Origin of the sequence: Xanthomonas sp. 3498 (assembly GCF_014199795.1) — a bacterium.
Lineage (GTDB): Bacteria > Pseudomonadota > Gammaproteobacteria > Xanthomonadales > Xanthomonadaceae > Xanthomonas_A > Xanthomonas_A rydalmerensis.
The window spans coordinates 341,068-359,068 of the sequence record NZ_JACHOH010000003.1; the positions used below are offsets into that span (position 1 = coordinate 341,068).

The 18,001-nt window shown below is 70.2% G+C and carries 16 protein-coding genes; 8 read left to right on the forward strand and 8 right to left on the reverse strand.

Annotated features, from left to right (window positions below; translation table 11 throughout):
* Positions 1 to 71: 71 nt before the first annotated feature.
* Together GGR66_RS11315 and ybaK are read left to right on the forward strand one after the other, a co-directional pair.
* A complete protein-coding gene (locus tag GGR66_RS11315; RefSeq protein ID WP_017909075.1) occupies positions 72 to 557 on the forward strand; it encodes an asparaginase domain-containing protein in 486 nt (161 codons plus the stop codon).
* A 9-nt stretch (positions 558 to 566) separates the two neighbouring features.
* Complete coding sequence (gene ybaK, locus GGR66_RS11320) at positions 567 to 1,040, forward strand: Cys-tRNA(Pro) deacylase (RefSeq protein WP_160966966.1); 474 nt, start codon at positions 567 to 569, stop codon at positions 1,038 to 1,040.
* 314 nt (positions 1,041 to 1,354) lie between these two features.
* Here ybaK and GGR66_RS11325 read toward each other — a convergent pair whose 3' ends face one another.
* The 3 genes from GGR66_RS11325 to sufT form a co-directional block, all read right to left on the reverse strand.
* Complete coding sequence (locus tag GGR66_RS11325; protein ID WP_184448292.1) at positions 1,355 to 3,133, reverse strand: S8 family peptidase; 1,779 nt, start codon at positions 3,131 to 3,133, stop codon at positions 1,355 to 1,357.
* Positions 3,134 to 3,720: 587 nt separating this feature from the next.
* Entirely contained in the window at positions 3,721 to 4,821 is a 1,101-nt protein-coding gene (locus GGR66_RS11330; RefSeq protein ID WP_184448293.1) for a branched-chain amino acid aminotransferase, read from the reverse strand.
* A gap of 109 nt (positions 4,822 to 4,930) precedes the next feature.
* A complete protein-coding gene (gene sufT, locus GGR66_RS11335) occupies positions 4,931 to 5,482 on the reverse strand; it encodes a putative Fe-S cluster assembly protein SufT (RefSeq protein WP_160966962.1) in 552 nt (183 codons plus the stop codon).
* Between the two features lie 105 nt (positions 5,483 to 5,587).
* Here sufT and GGR66_RS11340 point away from each other — a divergent pair, with 105 nt between their 5' ends.
* Positions 5,588 to 6,007 carry a hypothetical protein gene (locus GGR66_RS11340; protein ID WP_160966960.1) on the forward strand — a complete coding sequence of 140 codons (420 nt, stop codon included), beginning with the start codon at positions 5,588 to 5,590 and terminating at the stop codon, positions 6,005 to 6,007.
* Positions 6,008 to 6,287: 280 nt separating this feature from the next.
* Here GGR66_RS11340 and GGR66_RS11345 read toward each other — a convergent pair whose 3' ends face one another.
* Complete coding sequence (locus GGR66_RS11345; protein ID WP_184448481.1) at positions 6,288 to 7,757, reverse strand: NAD(P)(+) transhydrogenase (Re/Si-specific) subunit beta; 1,470 nt, start codon at positions 7,755 to 7,757, stop codon at positions 6,288 to 6,290.
* A gap of 107 nt (positions 7,758 to 7,864) precedes the next feature.
* Positions 7,865 to 8,176 (reverse strand): NAD(P) transhydrogenase subunit alpha, encoded by a 312-nt coding sequence (locus GGR66_RS11350; protein WP_017909519.1) that lies wholly within the window; start codon positions 8,174 to 8,176, stop codon positions 7,865 to 7,867.
* Positions 8,177 to 8,341: 165 nt separating this feature from the next.
* On the opposite strand from GGR66_RS11350, the gene GGR66_RS11355 reads away from it, so the two are divergent.
* From GGR66_RS11355 to GGR66_RS11365, 3 genes are read left to right on the forward strand one after another with little or no spacing between them, the layout of a single operon-like run.
* On the forward strand, positions 8,342 to 8,917 hold the full coding sequence (locus tag GGR66_RS11355; protein ID WP_160966958.1) for an RNA polymerase sigma factor: 576 nt from the start codon (positions 8,342 to 8,344) through the stop codon (positions 8,915 to 8,917).
* On the forward strand, positions 8,914 to 9,315 hold the full coding sequence (locus GGR66_RS11360) for a hypothetical protein (RefSeq protein WP_184448294.1): 402 nt from the start codon (positions 8,914 to 8,916) through the stop codon (positions 9,313 to 9,315). Before GGR66_RS11355 ends, GGR66_RS11360 begins: the two co-directional genes overlap by 4 nt.
* Positions 9,316 to 9,320: 5 nt before the next feature.
* A complete protein-coding gene (locus GGR66_RS11365) occupies positions 9,321 to 9,821 on the forward strand; it encodes a DUF3106 domain-containing protein (protein ID WP_184448295.1) in 501 nt (166 codons plus the stop codon).
* Between the two features lie 312 nt (positions 9,822 to 10,133).
* Here the strand turns inward: GGR66_RS11365 and GGR66_RS11370 are convergent, their stop codons facing one another.
* The 3 genes from GGR66_RS11370 to GGR66_RS11380 all read right to left on the reverse strand — a co-directional run bounded on the left by GGR66_RS11370 (position 10,134) and on the right by GGR66_RS11380 (position 16,196).
* Positions 10,134 to 11,213 carry an NAD(P) transhydrogenase subunit alpha gene (locus GGR66_RS11370; RefSeq protein ID WP_184448296.1) on the reverse strand — a complete coding sequence of 360 codons (1,080 nt, stop codon included), beginning with the start codon at positions 11,211 to 11,213 and terminating at the stop codon, positions 10,134 to 10,136.
* A gap of 218 nt (positions 11,214 to 11,431) precedes the next feature.
* Complete coding sequence (locus GGR66_RS11375) at positions 11,432 to 13,750, reverse strand: DUF1631 domain-containing protein (RefSeq protein ID WP_184448297.1); 2,319 nt, start codon at positions 13,748 to 13,750, stop codon at positions 11,432 to 11,434.
* A gap of 214 nt (positions 13,751 to 13,964) precedes the next feature.
* Entirely contained in the window at positions 13,965 to 16,196 is a 2,232-nt protein-coding gene (locus GGR66_RS11380; RefSeq protein WP_184448298.1) for a DUF1631 family protein, read from the reverse strand.
* Between the two features lie 155 nt (positions 16,197 to 16,351).
* On the opposite strand from GGR66_RS11380, the gene GGR66_RS11385 reads away from it, so the two are divergent.
* Positions 16,352 to 16,927, forward strand: a complete 576-nt coding sequence (locus tag GGR66_RS11385) for a nitroreductase (RefSeq protein ID WP_184448299.1) — start codon at positions 16,352 to 16,354, stop codon at positions 16,925 to 16,927.
* Complete coding sequence (locus GGR66_RS11390) at positions 16,924 to 17,847, forward strand: 5'-3' exonuclease H3TH domain-containing protein (RefSeq protein ID WP_160966944.1); 924 nt, start codon at positions 16,924 to 16,926, stop codon at positions 17,845 to 17,847. The genes GGR66_RS11385 and GGR66_RS11390 overlap by 4 nt, the downstream gene beginning before the upstream one ends.
* Positions 17,848 to 18,001 lie beyond the last annotated feature (154 nt).

Here is an 18,001-nt window from a genome sequence, read left to right on the forward strand (position 1 = left end):
CCCGCCGCGCCCGGTATCATGGACGGCCTGCGCGGCCACGGCCGCGTCCCGACATGCTTCTAGGAACGCCAATGGAAGAACTCCTGATCGTCACCACCGGCGGCACGATCGACAAGATCTACTTCGACGACAAGTCCGACTACCAGATCGGCGACCCGCAGATCGGCCAGATCCTCAAGGAACTGGGCGTGACCTTCCGCTTCACCGTGATCCCGATCATCCGCAAGGATTCGCTGCACATCACCGACGAGGACCGCGAGCTGATCCGCGCCACCATCGCCGCACAGTCCGCGCGGCATGTGCTGATCACCCACGGCACCGACTCGATGGTGCAGACCGGCAAGGTGCTGCAGGCGATCGAGGGCAAGACCATCGTGATGACCGGCGCGCTGAACCCGGCGCGCTTCCGCGGTTCCGACGCCGAGTTCAACATCGGTTGCGCGGTCGGCGCGGTGCAGTCGCTGCCGGCCGGCGTCTACATCGCCATGAATGGGCGCATCTGGGACCCGCAGAAGGTACGCAAGAACGTGGCGGCCAACCGCTTCGAAGCCGCCTGAGCGACCGCGATGTCCAAGGCGACGCGCGCAACCAAGGCGTTGGACGCGGCCGGCATCGTCTACCGGCTGCATCCCTACGACTACGCCGCCGAAGCCGGCGCCAAGGGCCTGCAGGCCGCGCAGGCGCTGGGCCTGCCGCCGGAGCGGGTGCTGAAGAGCCTGATGGCCTGGGTCGACACGCGCGCGGTCTGCGTGGTGGTCCCGTCCGATCGCCGGGTGCAGTTGAAGAAACTGGCCGCGGCCGCGGGCGGCAAGGCGGCGCGGATGATGGAGGCGGCCGAGGCCGAGCGCCGCACCGGCTACAAGGTCGGCGGCATCAGCCCGCTGGGCCAACAGCGGCCGGCGCCGGTGCTGGTGGAGCAATCGGCATTGGGCGCGGGCAGCGTGTGGTTCAACGCCGGGCAGCGCGGCCTGCTGCTGGAGATGGACGCCGCGCAGATCCTCGATGCGCTGCAGGCGCGTGCCTGCGATCTGTGCGAATGATGGCGACGCAGGAGCGAATGGCGTAGAGCGTGCTCCCGCCGATCGCCGTGCCGGGCAGCGTCCTGTCCGTGGCATTGGCACGCACCGAAGCCCACGCCGTCGTGCCAGCGGCCGGATCCGCACGACAAGTGCAGCGATGGCTGACATGGCGTAGCGCGGTGGCACGCCACGCGACAGCGAGCCCCTGCGCCCATAAAAAAGCCCCGCGCCGAAGCGCGGGGCGACCGAGAGTGGCAGCATCGGCGTCCTGCCGAGCGCTGCGATCCGGCACCGGGAGGTGCGCGGCGGCCATGGCGGCCGCCGCGACGGATGCCTCAGTAGTCGGCCTTCAGGCTGAGCCCGGAGAACGTGCTGTACGCCTTCACCCGCACGTAGTAGGTGCCGGCCTGCGGGGAGTTGAAGGTGCAGCTCTCGTTGTTGCCGTTCTTGTACGGACGGCAGTCGTAGGCCGAATCGGTCGGCGCGCTGCCGAAGCGCACGTACAGGTCGGCATCGCCGCTGCCGCCGGAGGTGGTGACCACCAGGCTGCTGGCACCGGACGGCACCTTGACCGTGTAGTTCAACGAAGAGCCGCTGTTGGCGCTGAGGTTGGTGACCGCCACGCCGTCCTGCAGCTCGTTGCTGCTGCTGCCGCCACCGCCGCCGCTGCTGCCGCCGTTCTGCGCCGCGGTGACCGCCGCGTTGGCATCGAGCAGGCCGGCGCCGCACCCCTGCGAGCAGGAGAAGCTGGCAGCGGTGTTCTTGATGGTGCTTTCCACCTGCGCCGGGGTCAGCGCGGTCGGCGCCACCGACTGCATCAGCGCAACCACGCCGGCCACGTGCGGGGTCGCCATCGAGGTGCCGTTGTACGAGGCATAGCTGGGGTTGCCCGGGGTGGTGGTGCCGTCGTTGAGGGTGGACAGGATGTTCGAGCCCGGCGCGGAGATGTCGATGCCCGCGCCGTAGTTCGAGTAGCTGGCCTTGGCCCGCGACGAGGTGGTGGCCGCCACCGCGATCACGTTGTTGCAGTTGGCCGGCACCGAGCTGGACACGTTGGTCGAGCTGTTGCCCGCCGCCACCACCACCGTGGTGCCGCGGCCGACCGCGCCGTTGATGGCGTTCTGGTAGGTGCTCGAGCAGGTGCCGCTGCCGCCCAGCGACATGTTGATCACTTCGGCCGGGTTCTGGTTGGCCGGCACGCCGCTGACGGTGCCGCCGGAGGCCCAGGTGATCGCATCGGCGATGTCGGAGGTGTAGCCGCCGCACTTGCCGAGCACGCGCACCGGCAGGATCTTGGCCTTGAACGCGGTGCCGGCCACGCCGGTGCCGTTGTTGGTGACCGCGGCGATGGTGCCGGCCACGTGGGTGCCGTGCCAGCTGGAATTGGAGGCCGGCGAACCGGAGTAGCACTCGCCGGCGGCGGCCCAGTCGCCTTCGTCGGACGGGTCGCTGTCGCGGCCGTTGCCGTCGCGTGCGGCATCCGCATCGCTGATGAAGTCGTAGCCCTGCAGGACGTTGGCGTTGAGATCGGGGTGGCTGGTGATGCCGGTGTCGATGACCGCCACGACCACGCCGTCGCCGGTGGCCTTGTCCCAGGCCGAGCGCACGTTGATGCCGGCATTGCTGGTGCCGAAGGCCCACTGGTCGCCCAGGCGCGGATCGTTCGGGGTCAGGGCGATGGTCATGCGCTGGTCGACCTCGACGTACTCGACGTTCGGGTCGGCGGCGATCTGCCGCATCAGCGTCTCGGCCTCGGCACGGTCCAGTGGACGGCTGGCCTTGACCACTTCCGGCCCCACCGCCAGGCGGCGCAGGCTGGTCAGGCCGAGCGCGCGGCCGTTCTTGGCCGGCAGCGCGGCGGCGGCCGATTGCAGCGTCGCGCGCAGCGCCGCCGAGGGCGCGGCAGCGGCCGCGGAGGCGCTGGAGATGCTGACCGGCGCGGCGTCGCGGGTCTTGACGATGAAGCGCTGCACGGTCGGTTCGGAAGACAGGCCGGAGAGGTTCACGTCACCGGCAAACGCTGGGGTGGCCAGCAGCAGCGAGGTGAGAGCAGAGGCGCCCAGCACCACCAGCCACGGACGCTGGCGCGAACCACGATGCGACATTTCGGACATTCGGACTTCCTTTCGGTTGAGTAGCCGCCTGACGGCGGTGTTCCGCGCTGCACCGGCCCGGCCTTAACCTGAACCTGGCATGCATTGCGAGCCCGGTCGACCCCTGTGTTGCCGACCATTCATCGAACCTAGCTCAGTACAAGTGCGTATGGAGCGGGCTGTGACGGAAATCCGTTGTACAAAACAATGAAATGCAATGGGATTCGATGTAATAAAGTGATTATTACCTCATTTTTGCTGCAGTGCAGCATGCCAAGACGCCAAATTTGGCAAATTCAGGGCAGCCTTTTGGCACTCGCGCGACGTCTCGGCAAGACAAGAGACAACAGATACAGACAGGCCGGGAGGGTCGGCAGGACACCTCGCCGCACCGGGATGGACACGAAATGTCCAGCGCGCGGACTCCTCCGTTGGAGAGGACAGGAGCGCGTCGGGCGCATGGACGGGGCACCGACGCCTCAGGCGCCGCGCCACCAGCGCGGATGCCGCGCGCGATGGTGGACGCCATCGCCGGACACCCCTGCGCCTGGGGCGCGAAACCCGCACGCCAGGGCGGCCGATGCCCCCCCGGCGTCGGGGGGCGGGGCTCAGCCCAGCCGCACCAGCCAGCCGTGGCGATCGGCCACGCGACCGTACTGGATGTCGGTCAGTTCCTGGCGCAGCGACAGCGTCACCGGGCCGGCCGAGGCGGTCAGGTCGCCGACGGCGAAGTCCTTGCCCTTGAGCTGGCCGATCGGGGTCACCACCGCGGCGGTGCCGCAGGCGAACACCTCGGCGATCTCGCCGGAGGCCACGCCGTCGCGCCACTCGTCGATGCTCACCTGCCGCTCCACCACCCGCATGCCGCGGTCGCGGGCCAGTTGCAGGATGCTGTCGCGGGTGATGCCTTCCAGGATGCTGCCCGACAGCGCCGGGGTGACCAGGCTACCGTCGCGCATCACCAGGAACACATTCATGCCGCCCAGTTCCTCGATGTACTTGCCCTCGACCGGGTCGAGGAACAGCACCTGCGAGCAGCCCTGTGCCTGCGCCTGCTGCTGCGGCAGCAGCGAGGCGGCGTAGTTGCCGCCGCACTTGGCCGCACCGGTGCCGCCCTTGGCGGCGCGCGCGTAGTCGGTGGACAGCCAGATCGCCACCGGCGCCACGCCCTTGGCGAAATAGGCGCCCGCCGGGCTGGCGATGACGTAGTAGCCTGCCTTCTGCGCCGCGCGCACGCCCAGGAACGCCTCGTTGGCGATCATGAACGGACGGAAATACAGGCTGGTCTCCGGCGCCGACGGCACCCAGGCCGCATCGACCGCGATCAGCTGCCGCAGCGATTCCACGAACAGCTCCACCGGCAACTCCGGCAGCGCCAGGCGCTGCGCCGAGCGCTGCAGGCGCTTGCCGTTGGCCTCCGGGCGGAAGGTCCAGATCGAGCCGTCGGCATGGCGATAGGCCTTGATGCCTTCGAAGATCTCCTGGCCGTAGTGCAGCACCGAGGCGGCCGGGTCCAGCGCCAGCGGGCCATAGGCACGCACTTGCGCGTCGTGCCAGCCCTGCTCGCGGCTCCATTCGATGGCGACCATGTGGTCGGTGAAATAGTTGCCGAAGCCCGGCGCGGCGAGGATCTGCGCGCGCGCCTCGGCGCTGCGCGCGGCGGTGGACGGGATCAGGCGGAACTGCGTGGACGGCTCGGTAGCGGACACCGGGAATTCCTGTGGTAGTCGAGGGATGGCCAGGGCCGCCGGGCATGGCGGCCGCGGCGGCGGCGCCCGATCCGGGCTCCGGCACGACGCGCGGGGCGTCGCGCGTGGGTCAGAGCATGCCGGTTTCCAGGCGCGCGGCCTCGGACATCATATGCCGGCCCCATGGCGGATCGAACACCAGCTCGACGTCGGCCTCTGCGATGGTCGGGATCATTTCCAGCTTGCTGCGCACGTCGTCGACCAGGATCTCGCCCATGCCGCAGCCCGGCGCGGTCAGGGTCATCTTGACCTCGACGGTGCGCTGGCCATCCTCGCGCGCGTGCATGGTCACGTCGTAGATCAGACCCAGATCGACGATGTTGAACGGGATCTCCGGGTCGAAGCAGGTGCGCAGCTGCTGCCAGATCAGCGCTTCGACCTGCTCGTCCCCGGCATCGTCGGGCAGTTCCAACCCCGGCGGCGGCTCCTTGCCGATGGCATCGCCGTCCTTGCCGGCGATGCGGAACAGGTTGCCCTCCACGAACACCGTGTAGCTGCCGCCCAGGGCCTGGGTGATATAGCCATAGCTGCCGGCCGGCAGGGTCACAACGTCGCCCTGCGGCACCATCACCGCCGCGCAATCGCGTTCGAATTGGACAGGTTCACTGCTGCGTGAGTACATGGGGGCGATATGGGGACGGGCCCCGCCGGTGCAAGTCGTGCAGTTTATCCGAGTGCGCGGGGCGCGCGCCGGAAGTATCCTGTACGCCTTCTCCGGGAACATCGAATGCCGCCTTCCTCCACGCCGGCCAGGCCCTCGCACTGGCTGTGGCCCCTGCTGCTCGCCATGGGCTGTTTCACCGCACTGATCGCCTGGTTGCTGGTGGCGCTGTCGCTGGGTCGCCAGGCCGGCTGGATGGCCGTGGTGGTGGCGCTGGAGAGCGCCTGGATGCTGCGCCTGGGCAACCTGCCGCGCGGCCCGCTGCGCATCGCGGTGGCGATGCTCGCCACGGTGCTGGTGATCGTCGCCGCCAACTGGGGCATCGCCGCCGCGCAGATGGGCGCGGGGCTGGGCCTGAACGTGTGGGATTCGTCGCTGAAGATGGGCGCCCAGTACGCCTGGACCCTGACGATGCTGGCCAATAGCCCCAGCGATCTGCTGTGGCTGGGCATCGGCGTGGTCACCGCGTACTTCAGCGCGCGCTGAGGCGGCGGGTCGCGGTAGACACCGCGCCTACGAGCGAGGCAAGCCGGCTGGCCGCGGCGACAGGCCTCTCTCATCCTCCCTGCTTTCGCCACGCACGACGTTGGCATTTGTAGGAGTGGCTTTGGCCGCGAGGGGCGTTACCGGTAACGCCCCTCGCGGCCAAAGCCGCTCCTACGGTTCCTGCGAGCGCACCTGCGATCGCTGTCCGAAACTTCCTTGAACGCGACAGCAGGAGAGGTCCCAGAGCGCCGTCCCTGCCTCACTGTCGCGCCCGCGGCACTCAATGCCCGCCGCCGTCCAGCGCCTTCAGTTCGCTGACCAGGGCACCGGCCGCCTCGGCGCCGTCGCCGTAGAGCATGCGGGTGTTGTCGGCATAGAACAGCGCGTTCTCGATGCCGGCGAAGCCAGTGCCCTTGCCGCGCTTGATGACGATGACGTTCCTGGAATTGACCACGTCCAGGATCGGCATGCCGTAGATCGGGCTGGCCGGGTCGGTCTTGGCCACCGGGTTGACCACGTCGTTGGCGCCGATCACCAGCGACACGTCGGTGCTGGCGAACTCGGGATTGATGTCGTCCATGTCGGCGATCAGATCGTAGGGCACGCCGGCTTCGGCCAGCAGCACGTTCATGTGTCCGGGCATGCGCCCGGCCACCGGGTGGATCGCGAACTTGACCTTGACCCCGCGTTCGATCAGCCGCTGCGCCAGTTCCCAGATCTTGTGCTGCGCCTGCGCCACCGCCATGCCGTAGCCCGGCACGATCACCACGCGCTCGGCGTAGGCCATCATCGCCGCCACGTCGCCGGCCTCGATCGGCTTCTGGCTGCCGGCGATCGCCTGCGTCTGACCACCGCCGCCGAAGTTGGAGAACAGTACGCCGCGGATCGGCCGGTTCATCGCCTTGGCCATCAGCCGGGTCAGCAGGATGCCGGCCGCGCCGACCATCATGCCGGCGATGATCAGCGCCTCGTTGCCGAGCACGTAGCCCTCGAACGCCACCGCCAGGCCGGTGAAGGCGTTGTACAGCGAGATCACCACCGGCATGTCGGCGCCGCCGATCGGCAGCGTCATCAGCACGCCCAGGGCCAGCGCCAGCACGAAGAACAGCACGATCGCCAGCGGACTGAGGCTGATCGCGGCCCACGCACCCACGCCCAGCATCGCCACGCATACCAGCAGGTTGAACGCTTGCTGCCCGGGGAACGTGACGCGCTTGTCCAGGCGCCCGTCGAGCTTGGCCCAGGCGACGATCGAGCCGGACAGCGACACCGCACCGATCGCCGAACCGATCACCGCCAATGCAAGCGTGGTCGCATCCGGCTGGCGTGCGGCCAGCGCGGCGATCGCGGCCTCGCTCCAGTGGGTCGTATCGCGGCGCATCAGGAACGAGAAGCGCAGCAGTTCCACCGCACCGATCGCCGCCGCCGAGCCGCCGCCCATGCCGTTGTACAGCGCCACCATCTGCGGCATGTCGGTGATCGCCACCTTCTTGGCCGAGATCCACGCCGCGGCGGTGCCGAGCGCGATCGCCAGCACGATCAGCGGCAGGTTGTGCAGGCCCGGCAGCAAGAAGGTGGCGGCGGTCGCCAGCAGCATGCCGAAGCCGGCCCAGCGGATACCGCTGCGCGCGGTCCTGGGCGAGGCCATGCGCTGCAGGCCAAGCAGGAACAGGGTGGCGGCGACCAGATAGCTGCTCTTGATCAGGATCGGCAACAGTTCCATCAGCAGGCGTGCTCCGAAAAAGGACATCTGCCCGAGCGGCAGCAAGTGGGAGAGAACGCCCGACGCGATGCCGAGCAGCAGCACGAGCAGGGCGACGGCGACCAGCGCCGCGACGATGCGCAGGGGCCGCGCATTCAATCCTTCGCCTTGGTCTTGGAGGCGTCCGGCTTGCTGGACTTGAACATGTCCAGCATGCGCTCGGTCACCACGTAGCCGCCTGCAGCGTTGCCGGCGCCGAGCAGCACCGCGACGAAGCCGATGGCTTTTTCCAGGGTGGTGTCGGCATGGCCCAGTACCACCATCGCGCCGATCAGGACGATGCCGTGGATGAAGTTGGAACCGGACATCAGCGGGGTGTGCAGGATCACCGGCACCCGCGAGATGATCACATGCCCGGCGATGGCCGCCAGCATGAAGATGTACAAGGCCACGAACCCGTCGCTCATCGCACCGTTCTCCCGGGCGCCGCGCCCGTCCGCCGCATCATAACCGCCTGCTGAACCGCTGTGCGATGCCGCCATGCGGTGGCGCAAAGACGCGCGGCGCCGGCCGGTCAACCGCGACCGCCATGGCGCGTTTACCACGGCATCCCCCTGCCAGGAAGCTAAGCTGTGCTGGTGAGCACGCCCGCCCTCGCACCGCCGTCGACCGATGCCGATCCCGAACAGCGCCCGTTGCCGGCGTCGCTGGATGCGTTCCTGGCCGAGATCGGGCCGCGCGCGTTCCGCTTCGCCGAAGCCGGCCTGCGCCAGCGCGAGGACGCGCTGGACGCGGTGCAGGACGCGATGATCAAGCTGCTGGCCTATCGCGAGCGCCCAGCGCAGGAATGGACGCCGCTGTTCTGGAGCATCCTGCGCCGGCGCATCATCGACCTGCAGCGCCGCCGCAACTTCCGCCTGCGCTTCTGGGCACCCAACAGCGAGCGCGATTCGGACAGCCCGCCGGACTGGGCCGACGACGGCCCCAATCCGTCCGAGCAGCACGAGCGCCGCCAGACCCATGCACGGCTGGTGACCGCCCTGCGCGCGCTACCGGCGCGGCAGCGCGAGGCCTTCACCCTGCGCGTGCTGGAAGAGCTGGACGTGGCCACCACCGCACGCGCGATGGGCTGCTCGGAAGGTTCGGTGAAAACCCATCTATCGCGCGCCCGCGAGGCGCTGCAGAAACATCTGGAGGACGTCCGATGACATCCGCTCCCACCCGATCCGCGGACTTCGATGCGCGCCTGCGTGCCGTCCACCAGGCAGGTTTGCAAGCCCTGCCCGCCCCGACCCTGGCGCGGCTACGCGCCGCACGCCAGCAGGCCAGCCAAGCGCACACGGCGCCGGGCCGGCGCTGGGGCTGGCTGCTGGCAGCGGTGCCGGCGCTGCTCGGTGCGGCGCTGGGCGTGCACCTGCTGCTGCGCCCGGCACCCTCGGTGCCGACCAGCACCGCCAGCGTGGCCACCGACACCACCGCCGCCGCGACCACGTCGGCGCGCGCCGGCGCGAGCACCGACACCGACCAGGCCGCGACCGCGATGCTGGACGAAAATCCCGACCTGTACCTGTGGCTGGGCTCCGATACCTCGCTGGCAATGGAATGAACCCGATGACTCGCTTGATCCGTCTTTCCCTGGCGCTGGCGCTGCTGGCAGGCAGCGCCGTCCCGGCCGTGTTCGCCGCCCCGCCCCCCCCGGGGCCGCCGCCACCGCCGTCCGCGGCCGATCGCGACGACGATGCCGGCCCGCCACTGCCCGACTGGGAGCATCTCAGCCCGCAGCAGCGCGAATTGCTGATCGCCCCCCTGCGCCAGCGCTGGAACGATGCCCCGCAGCAACGCCGGCGCATGTTCGAGCACGCGCAGCGCTGGCAGTCGATGACCCCGGAGCAACGCGACCGCGCGCGCAAGGGCGCCCGCCGCTATGAGGACATGACCCCGCAGCAGCGCGAAGAGGCGCGGGTGCTGTTCGACCGCATGCGCGCGCTGCCGCCGGACCAGCGCAAGGCGCTGCGCGACCGCTGGGAAGCGATGACGCCGGCACAACGCGCCGCCTGGATCCGCGCCAATGCAGGCCCGGACAGCGTGCCGCCGGTGGAGTCTGCCAGGTAAGCGGACGGCGCTTTCCCTCCGCGCCGGTCGAGGTTGATGCGCACGTCGCGCGGTGCCTTGCGGTACGTGTTGGGTGATGGCTTCCAGGGAGACCGTCGCGGGACAACCTGTAGGAGCGGCTTCAGCCGCGACGGCGTTCCCGGGAACGCCCGTCGCGGCTGAAGCCGCTCCTACATGGGAAAAGCAACCTGCGAGGTGCTGGATCAAGTGGCCTGCAATGACGCCTGCCAGTTCGCCCGGTGTAGTAACGCGGATATCGGCGTCTGGAATGCAGCCCCCCCTCTCACCGGCTCAACGACCCACAACGCCAGCTCACGCCGTCCAGCGCGTCTTCGCCAGCAGTTCGTCGTTCCAGTCGTAGGCGATCGCGCCGTCCTTCAGGAACAGCGCGACGAAGTTGTAGACGTTGCGCGCGTACATCTCGCTGGCGTGCACCGCGCCCATGCTGGCCAGGTCCAGCGGACCGGCGATAGTCACGCCGGCGTGTTCGATGGTCTCGCCCGGCCGGGTCAGTTCGCAATTGCCGCCGGTCTCGGCGGCCAGGTCCACCACCACGCTGCCGGGTTTCATGCCGGCGACCATCGCCGCGCTGAGGATCTTCGGCGCCGGCCGCCCCGGCACCGCGGCGGTGCATACCACCACGTCGATACCCTTCAGGTGCTCGGCGAGGCGCCGCTGCTGCTCCGCACGCTCGTCGTCGGTGAGTTGCCGCGCGTAGCCGCCCTCGCCGGCGGCGCTGACCCCGAGGTCGAGGAACTTGCCGCCCAGCGATTCGATCTGCTCGCGGGTTTCCGGGCGCACGTCGAAGCCCTCCACCTGCGCACCCAGGCGCTTGGCGGTGGCGATGGCCTGCAGGCCGGCCACGCCGGCACCGACGATCAGCACCTTGGACGGGCGGATGGTGCCGGCCGCGGTGGTCAGCATCGGGAAGAAACGTGGCGCCAGCTGCGCAGCGATCAGGGTCGCCTTGTAGCCGGCCATGCCGGCCTGCGAGCTGAGTACGTCCATCGCCTGCGCGCGGGTGGTGCGCGGCAGCCGTTCCAGCGGGAAGGCGACCAGTTGCCGCGCCTGCAGCGCCGCTGCACGCGTCGGATCGGCCTGCGGCTGCAGGATGCCGACCACGCCGGCGCCCTCCTTGAGCTGCTCCAGCGCCAGCGCCGGCAGCGGCTGCACGCACAGCACCAGATCCGCCTGCGCCGGGCTGTCGGCATCGGCCAGGCTGGCGCCGGCAGCCAGATAGGCCGCATCGACGAAGCCGGCCGACACGCCGGCCTGCGGTTCGACCCGCACCTGCGCACCCAGGGCGACCAGTTTCTTGACCGTCTCCGGCGTGGCCGCCACACGGCGTTCGCCCTGCGCCGACTCCTTCACCACCAGCACCTGCACTGCCATGCGATTCCCCGTGCCTTGCCCGTCGTCCGCGCCGATCCTACAGGGTCCGCACGCCAGGTGGAGGCGAAGCGCCCACTAGGCGGGCATCCGTGGACAGGCACGCTGGCGACGCGCGCCCGATAGCGCGGACCCACGCGCCGCAATCGGTACAAGCCAAGCAACGCGTGACCACGTTTGACGCCACGGCAGCGCTCATCCACGCCCCCGCGACGGCCCGCTCAGTGCAAGGTCGCGCTGTGCGGATCGAGGCGATCGATGACGCCCTGCATGGCGCTGTCGAAGGCACCGTCGTCGACGTGCGCGCGCAGCCGGCCCAGCCGCACCATCACCGCCAGTTCTTCCGGCGAGGCAACGCAGAAGCGCACGCCGCGCCGGTTGACGAACAGCAGCCGCGACGAGATCGGGCTCACCCACGACAGCTTGCCGGCCTGCATCTTGCCGTCGCGGTCGACGAAATCCAGCCAGGTGCCGATGGGCATCGCGCGGAAGCGGTCGGCGTCTGCATTGTCGAAATCGTCCATGGTCTGCGGCGGCGCCACCTCCACCGGCTGCGCCTCCTGCACCGGCGGCTGCGGCAGCGCCACCTGCGGCAGTTCCGGCAGCGGCCGCTCCAGTTCCGGGCGCAGTTCGGCCACCGCCTGCAGCGTGTCGTGCAGCGCATCGATCGCCGCCGTCGCGGCTTCGGCATGCAGGCCGACGCTGGCGAAGACCCGCTGCAGCGCCCCCTGCCAGGCCTGTAGCCAGGGCTTGCCGACGATGTGCCGCTGCGCCTCGGCGGCTTCCTCGAGCAGGCCGTCGGCCAGCGCCAGTGCATCGCGCACGCCGGGGCCGCCCTCGCCTTCGCGCAGCATCGCCATGGTCAGATGGTGTTGCCACGGCTGGCGCAGGAAATCCTGCAGCGCCTGCGGTAGTTGCCGGCCCTGCAGGCGCACCTGCAGTTCGGCCTCGGCGCGCTGCCGCGCCAGTTCCAGTTTCTCCTGGCCGCGCTGGGTTTCGGCGGCACGGCGCTCGGCGATCTCGATGCGGCGGCGGTGCTGCACCAGGAAATCGCGGAACTCCTCTTCCAGGGTCAGGAAGATCGCCAGGTTCTCGTTGAAATCGGCCACCAGCCGGTCGATGATCTCCTCGACCTTGCCCATCAGCACGCGCTCGGCCTGGCTCTCGCCGGTGTTGCCCTCGCAGGCCTCGGCCAGCGAGTTCAGCAGGCGCCGCGCCGGATGGGTCTTCTGTACGAACATGCGCCGGTCCAGCAGCGCGACCTTGACGAAGGGCACCACCAGCCGGCCGATCAGTTCGCGCGAGCGGCCCTCCAGGTCGCGCTCGTCGAGCATCACGTCGAACAGCATGCCGACCAGATCGATCGCGTCTTCGTCGACCGGATCCAGCCGCGCATGCGCCGGGTCCACACCGAACTGGGTGGCGTTGGACAGCACCTCGCTCTTGAGCCGCTGCGCCAGCGACTCGCTGTCGTCGCCGATCGCCGCACGCAGCGTGGCACTGGGCGTGGCCTGCAGCAGCGACAGCACCGACATCATCTCGCGCTGGCTCAGCGGCCGTTGCTGGCCGACCGCCGCAGTGGCCGCGGAGGTGGCGCTTTCGCGCGCGTTGCGGGTCTGCTGCAGCAGCTCGTGCAGCGCTTCCAGCAACACGCCCTGGCTGCCGCCGGGCAGGCGCGCCTCACCGTCGTCGTAGCGCTCGCCGGCCTGCAGGCCGCCGCGGCGCTCGGCCCAGCGGTTGACGAAACGGTTGGCCCAGGCCGGTGCGTAGTGTTCTTCGTCGTCGCCAAGCTCGGCACCGACGCCGGCATCGGCCGCCGCGCCGGCCTCGCGCGACGGGCGCGGCTCCGGCGGTGGGGCGCGCCGCGGCGGCGGTGGCGGCCGCGGCCGCGAGATCTCCGGCATCACCCCGGCCTGGGCGAGGCTGTCGTCCAGGTCCTGGTAGAGCTTGCCGACGCCGGCGGTGAAGTCGCGCTCGCACAGCTTGATCAGCACCAGCCGTACTTCCGGGGCCAGGTCGCTGGTGGAGAAGGCGGCATGCACGGCCACGCCGATGTGTTCGGGGCCGATCGGATTGGTGTCCGCATCCAGTTCCAGGCCGCCGGCGATCCAGCCCAGGCGCCGGTCGATGCGGGTCAGCAACGGCTTCCACTCGCGCAGCAGCACGCTGGCCAGGTTGCGCACCGCCAGCCGCGATTCCAGTTCGTGTTCGGAGATCAGGCTCAGGCCCTGCCCATAGCCGGCCAGCGCGACTTCCGCCGACAGCGGCGCGCCGGCCTCCAGCGCCTCCCAGGCGGTGTGCAGCTGCGCGCGGAAGCGTGCGGCGATCTCGTCGCGGCGACGGCGCAGTTCGCGCATGCCGTCCAGGAACAGCAACTGCGACGCGCCGGCGCTCTCGGCGCGGTCGAACAGCACGTCATCGAAATGCGCCAGCGCCTCGGCGAAGGCCTGGCCCAGCACCGGCAGCATGCCCTCGCGCGCCTGCGTCAACAGGCGCGGGTCACGCGCCGGGTGTGCGTGCGGGCTGGGGCTGAAACTCATGCGCAACGGCTCCGCGCCATGGACGACGCCAGATGAAAGAGTGGTGGAGGACGAACAGACGCGGCCCCTGTTTCCGCTCCTGCATGGTAGGCAAGGTAGCTGAATATCGACCGTGATGGGCTACGCATTTCTCGCTCCAGAACGTGACCCCGAGCAGAATCGTAGTGCTTGACGGCGTAACTCCGCGTGCAGCGCGGCCTGAATCCGCACGCGCTCAGGCCGCGACCGCCACCCGTTCCAGGCGGTCGACCACGCCCTGCATGGCGCTGTAGAAGGCGTCGTCGTCGCGATGCAGGCGCAGCCGATCCAGCCGCGCCATCACCGCCAGCGCCTCGGCCGAGGCGACGCACAGCCGCCCGCCGCGGCGGTTGACGAACAGCAGCCGCGCCGAAATCGGGCTCACCCAGGTCAGCTTGCCGGGTTGTACGCGGCCTTCGCGGTCGACGAAGTCCAGCCAGGTGCCCATCGGCAGGGTGCGGAAGTAATCGGCGGTGATGTGATCGAAATCGGTGGGCTGGGCCGGCTCCGGCAGCGCCGGCACCGGCTCGGCGGCGGGCGGTTCCGGCAACTCCACGCTGGCCGCGGGCAACGCGGCCTGCAGTGGCCGCGCGTGCGCCACGTCGTCCAGCGCCGTGTGCAGGGACTGCCAGGCGGCCTCGGCTGCCGCCGCGTCCAGGCCGACGCTGGTCCACAGCCGGGTCAGCTCGGCGCGCTGCGGCTGCAGCCAGCCTCCCGCGGGCGCTGCGCCCGACTGCGCCTGGCGACACTGCGCCAGCACCGCATCGCCCAGCGCCAGCGCCGCGGCAAGCACGCTGCCCTGGCCGTCGTCGCGCAGCGCCGACTGCTGCACGTACTGGCACCAGGACTGGCGCAGGAAGGCCTCGATCGGCGGCGGCAGGGTCAGGTCGTCGCCGGCCTGCTGCAACAGCTCGTGCACGGCCTGTGCGGCACGCTGCCGGGCGACCTCGCGGCGTTCCTCCGCTCGTTGCAGTTCGGCCGCGCGGCGCTCGGCGATCTCCACCCGGCGTCGGTACTGCTCATAGGCGCTGCCGAACTCGGCCTCCAGCGCCAGGAACACCGACAGGTGCTCGTCGAAATCGCGCACCACCCGTTCCACCGCCGCCTGCGCCTGCGCCTGCAACGCCTGCTCCGGGCCGGTGCTGCCGGCATTGCCGTCGCAGGCGTCGGCCAGCAGGTTGAGCAGGCGCCGGGCCGGATGCCCGTCGCGCACGAACAGGCGCCCGTCGATCAAGGCCACCTTGGCCATGGGCACCAGCATCTGCCCCAGCAGTTCGCGCTGCGGCGGCTGCAGCACGCATTCCTCGAGCATGACGTCGAACAGCAGGCCGACCAGATCCAGCGTGTCCGCATCGGCCGGATCCAGGCAGGTGCCCGCCGGGTCCAGGCCAAGCGAGGCGCCGACACCGGCGATCTGCCGGCGCAGGCCCTGCGCCAGCGGGCCGCCGTGCTCGCAGACGGCGGCGAATCCGGCCAACGGCATGGTCTGCAACAACGACAGCACCGACAGCAGTTCGCGCGGCGACAGGCAGCGCCGAGCCTCGCCCGGGCCCGCCTCCGGCTGCGCCTCGTGCAGCAGCGCGCGCAGCGCCGGCGGCAGCACCTCCTGCTCGTTGCGCGCGTGCGCGTCCAGCGCGCGCGCGGCGCGGCGCTGCGCGGCGGTCAGCGGTGCGGCGGTGTCCCAGTTCTCGAAGAAGCGGCTGATCCAGTCCGGCGCCGCCTCGTTGTCGCTGGCGCCCAGGCGCGGGATGGCACGGCGGCGTGGACGCCCACTGGGCAGCGCACGGGCGCGCGCGACCTCGTTCAGGCGCTGCTCCAGTTGCGCGTACAGCTCGCCGACGCGCTCCTGCAGTTCCTCCTCGCAGATCTTGACGATCGCCAGTTGCACCTGCGGCGCCAGCACCAGCCCGTGCAGCGCCGCGTACACCGCCGCGCCCACGTGCTCGGGACCGAACGGGTTGTTGTCGGCATCGATGCGCTGGCCGCCGGCGATGAAGCCGAGGAACCGGTTCAGCCGCATCAGTTCCGGCCGCCAGCGGTGCTGGATCGCGCCAGCCAGGTTGCGCACCGCCAGGCGCACGTCCAGCTCCTGTTCCGAGACCAGGCTGAGGTCGCCGCGCTCGCGCGCCAGGCTGCGTTCCACCGACAGCGGGCGGCCGGCCTCCAGCGCCTGCCAGGCCTGGGCCAGGTGCGCGCGGAAACGCGCGGCGATCGGCTCGCGCTGCTGGCGCAGCAACTGGATCGCCTCGAAATAGTCGTTCTGGGTCGGCCCGGCGCGCTCGGCCATGCGGAACAGCGCTTCGGCCAGCACGTCCAGCACCTCGCCGAAGGCGCCGGCGAGCGGCACCGACACCACATCCCGGACCTGCTCGAGCAGATCCGCGTTGCGGCTGGGCGACAACTCTTCAGCGTATTCAGCAAGGGTCATGGCAGTGTGATACGCAGGCAGCAGTGAGACCGACGTCAATTCGGAAGCTAGCGGCAGATCAGCAACACAATGTGATTGTCCGTGTAACCGCGGCATCCGCTGCCGCCTGCGAGCGCCCGACTATAATTTCGCGCCCGCCCCACGGAATCGAGACTATGCGCACAATTCATTCGCTGCAAGCGCTGGATGCGCGCCGTTCAGTGCCATCCAAGCAGCTCGGCGAGCCGGGACCGGACACGGACACGCTGCTGGCCATGCTGCGGTCGGCGGTCCGTGTCCCCGATCACGGAAAGCTGGTGCCGTTCCGCTTCCTGCGCATCGCCGGCCCGGCGCGCCAGGCGCTGGGCGACATCCTTGCCGAGCGCACCCGGGAGCGCGACCCGGGCGCCTCGCCGGCGGCGGTGGAGAAGGACCGCGAGCGTTTCGCCCATGCGCCCGTCGTGATCGCGGTGATCACCTGCCTGCAACGCGGGCACAAGGTGCCGGAAATCGAACAGTGGCTCACCGCCGGTTCGGTGTGCTTCGCGTTGCTGCAGGCGGCACAGGCCTACGGCTTCGGCGCGCAATGGCTGACCGGCTGGATGGCGTATGACGAAACGGTGACCGCACGGCTCGGCCTGGCCGAGCACGAGCACGTCGCCGGCTTCATCCACATCGGCACCGCCCGCCTCGACGTACCGGAGCGCGAGCGGCCGGATCCGCGCGCGCTGCTCAGCGACTGGACGCCGTGAACGCAGGGCTGCCCCTGTCGCGGCCGCTGTACCTGGTCGACGCCAGCCTGTACGTATTCCGCGCCTGGCATTCGATTCCCGACGAGTTCCAGGACGCGCAGGGCTGGCCGACCAACGCGGTGCACGGCTTCGCCCGCTTCCTGCTCGACCTGCTCGAGCGCGAACGCCCGCAGCACATCGTGATCGCCTTCGACGAAGCGCTGGACAGCTGCTTCCGGCATCGCCTGTACGCGGCCTACAAGGCCAACCGCGCGCCGGCGCCGGATGCGCTGCGCCGCCAGTTCGCGCACTGCAAGGCACTGTGCGCGGCCCTGGGCCTGGGCGTGCTGGCGCACCACGACTACGAGGCCGACGACCTGATCGGCAGCGCCCTGCACAGCGCACGCGGCGACGGCTTCCATGGCGTGATCGTCTCGGCCGACAAGGACCTGTCGCAGTTGCTGCTGGAGTTCGACGAACAGTGGGACTACGGCCGCGGCCAGCGCTGGGGCGCGGCCGGGGTCAAGGCGCGCCACGGCGTGCATGCGCACCAGATCGCCGACTACCTGGCGCTGACCGGCGATGCGATCGACAACATCCCCGGCGTTACCGGTATCGGCGCCAAGTCCGCGGCGATCCTGCTGGCGCATTTCGGCGACCTCGACACACTGCTGGCGCGGGTCGACGAAGTGGCGTTCCTGCGCCTGCGCGGCGCCGCGCAGATGGCCGTGCGCCTGCGCGAACAGCGCGAGCACGCGCTGCTGTGGCGGCAGCTGACCACCATCGCCCTGGACGCGCCCCTGCACACCGCCGCGCCGGGTTTCGCCCGTGGCGTGGCCGATGCCGACATGCTGCAGGGCCTGTGCGAGGCACTGCGCTTCGGGCCGCTGACCCGGCGCCGACTGCTGCAGGCGGCCGGCCTGGAGTTTGCGGCCGGCTGAGCGATGGCCTCGCCGTTGCGACCCGACAACACTGCCGAATCGAGGCCGGCGCGCCCTTCAAGGTCAGATGCTCCGGTTGTGCAAGGTCTGGCCTTGGCCGCTACGCCCCGGCGAACCACGCGACGCCGGCGCCGCGTCGCACCCGCCAACCGCA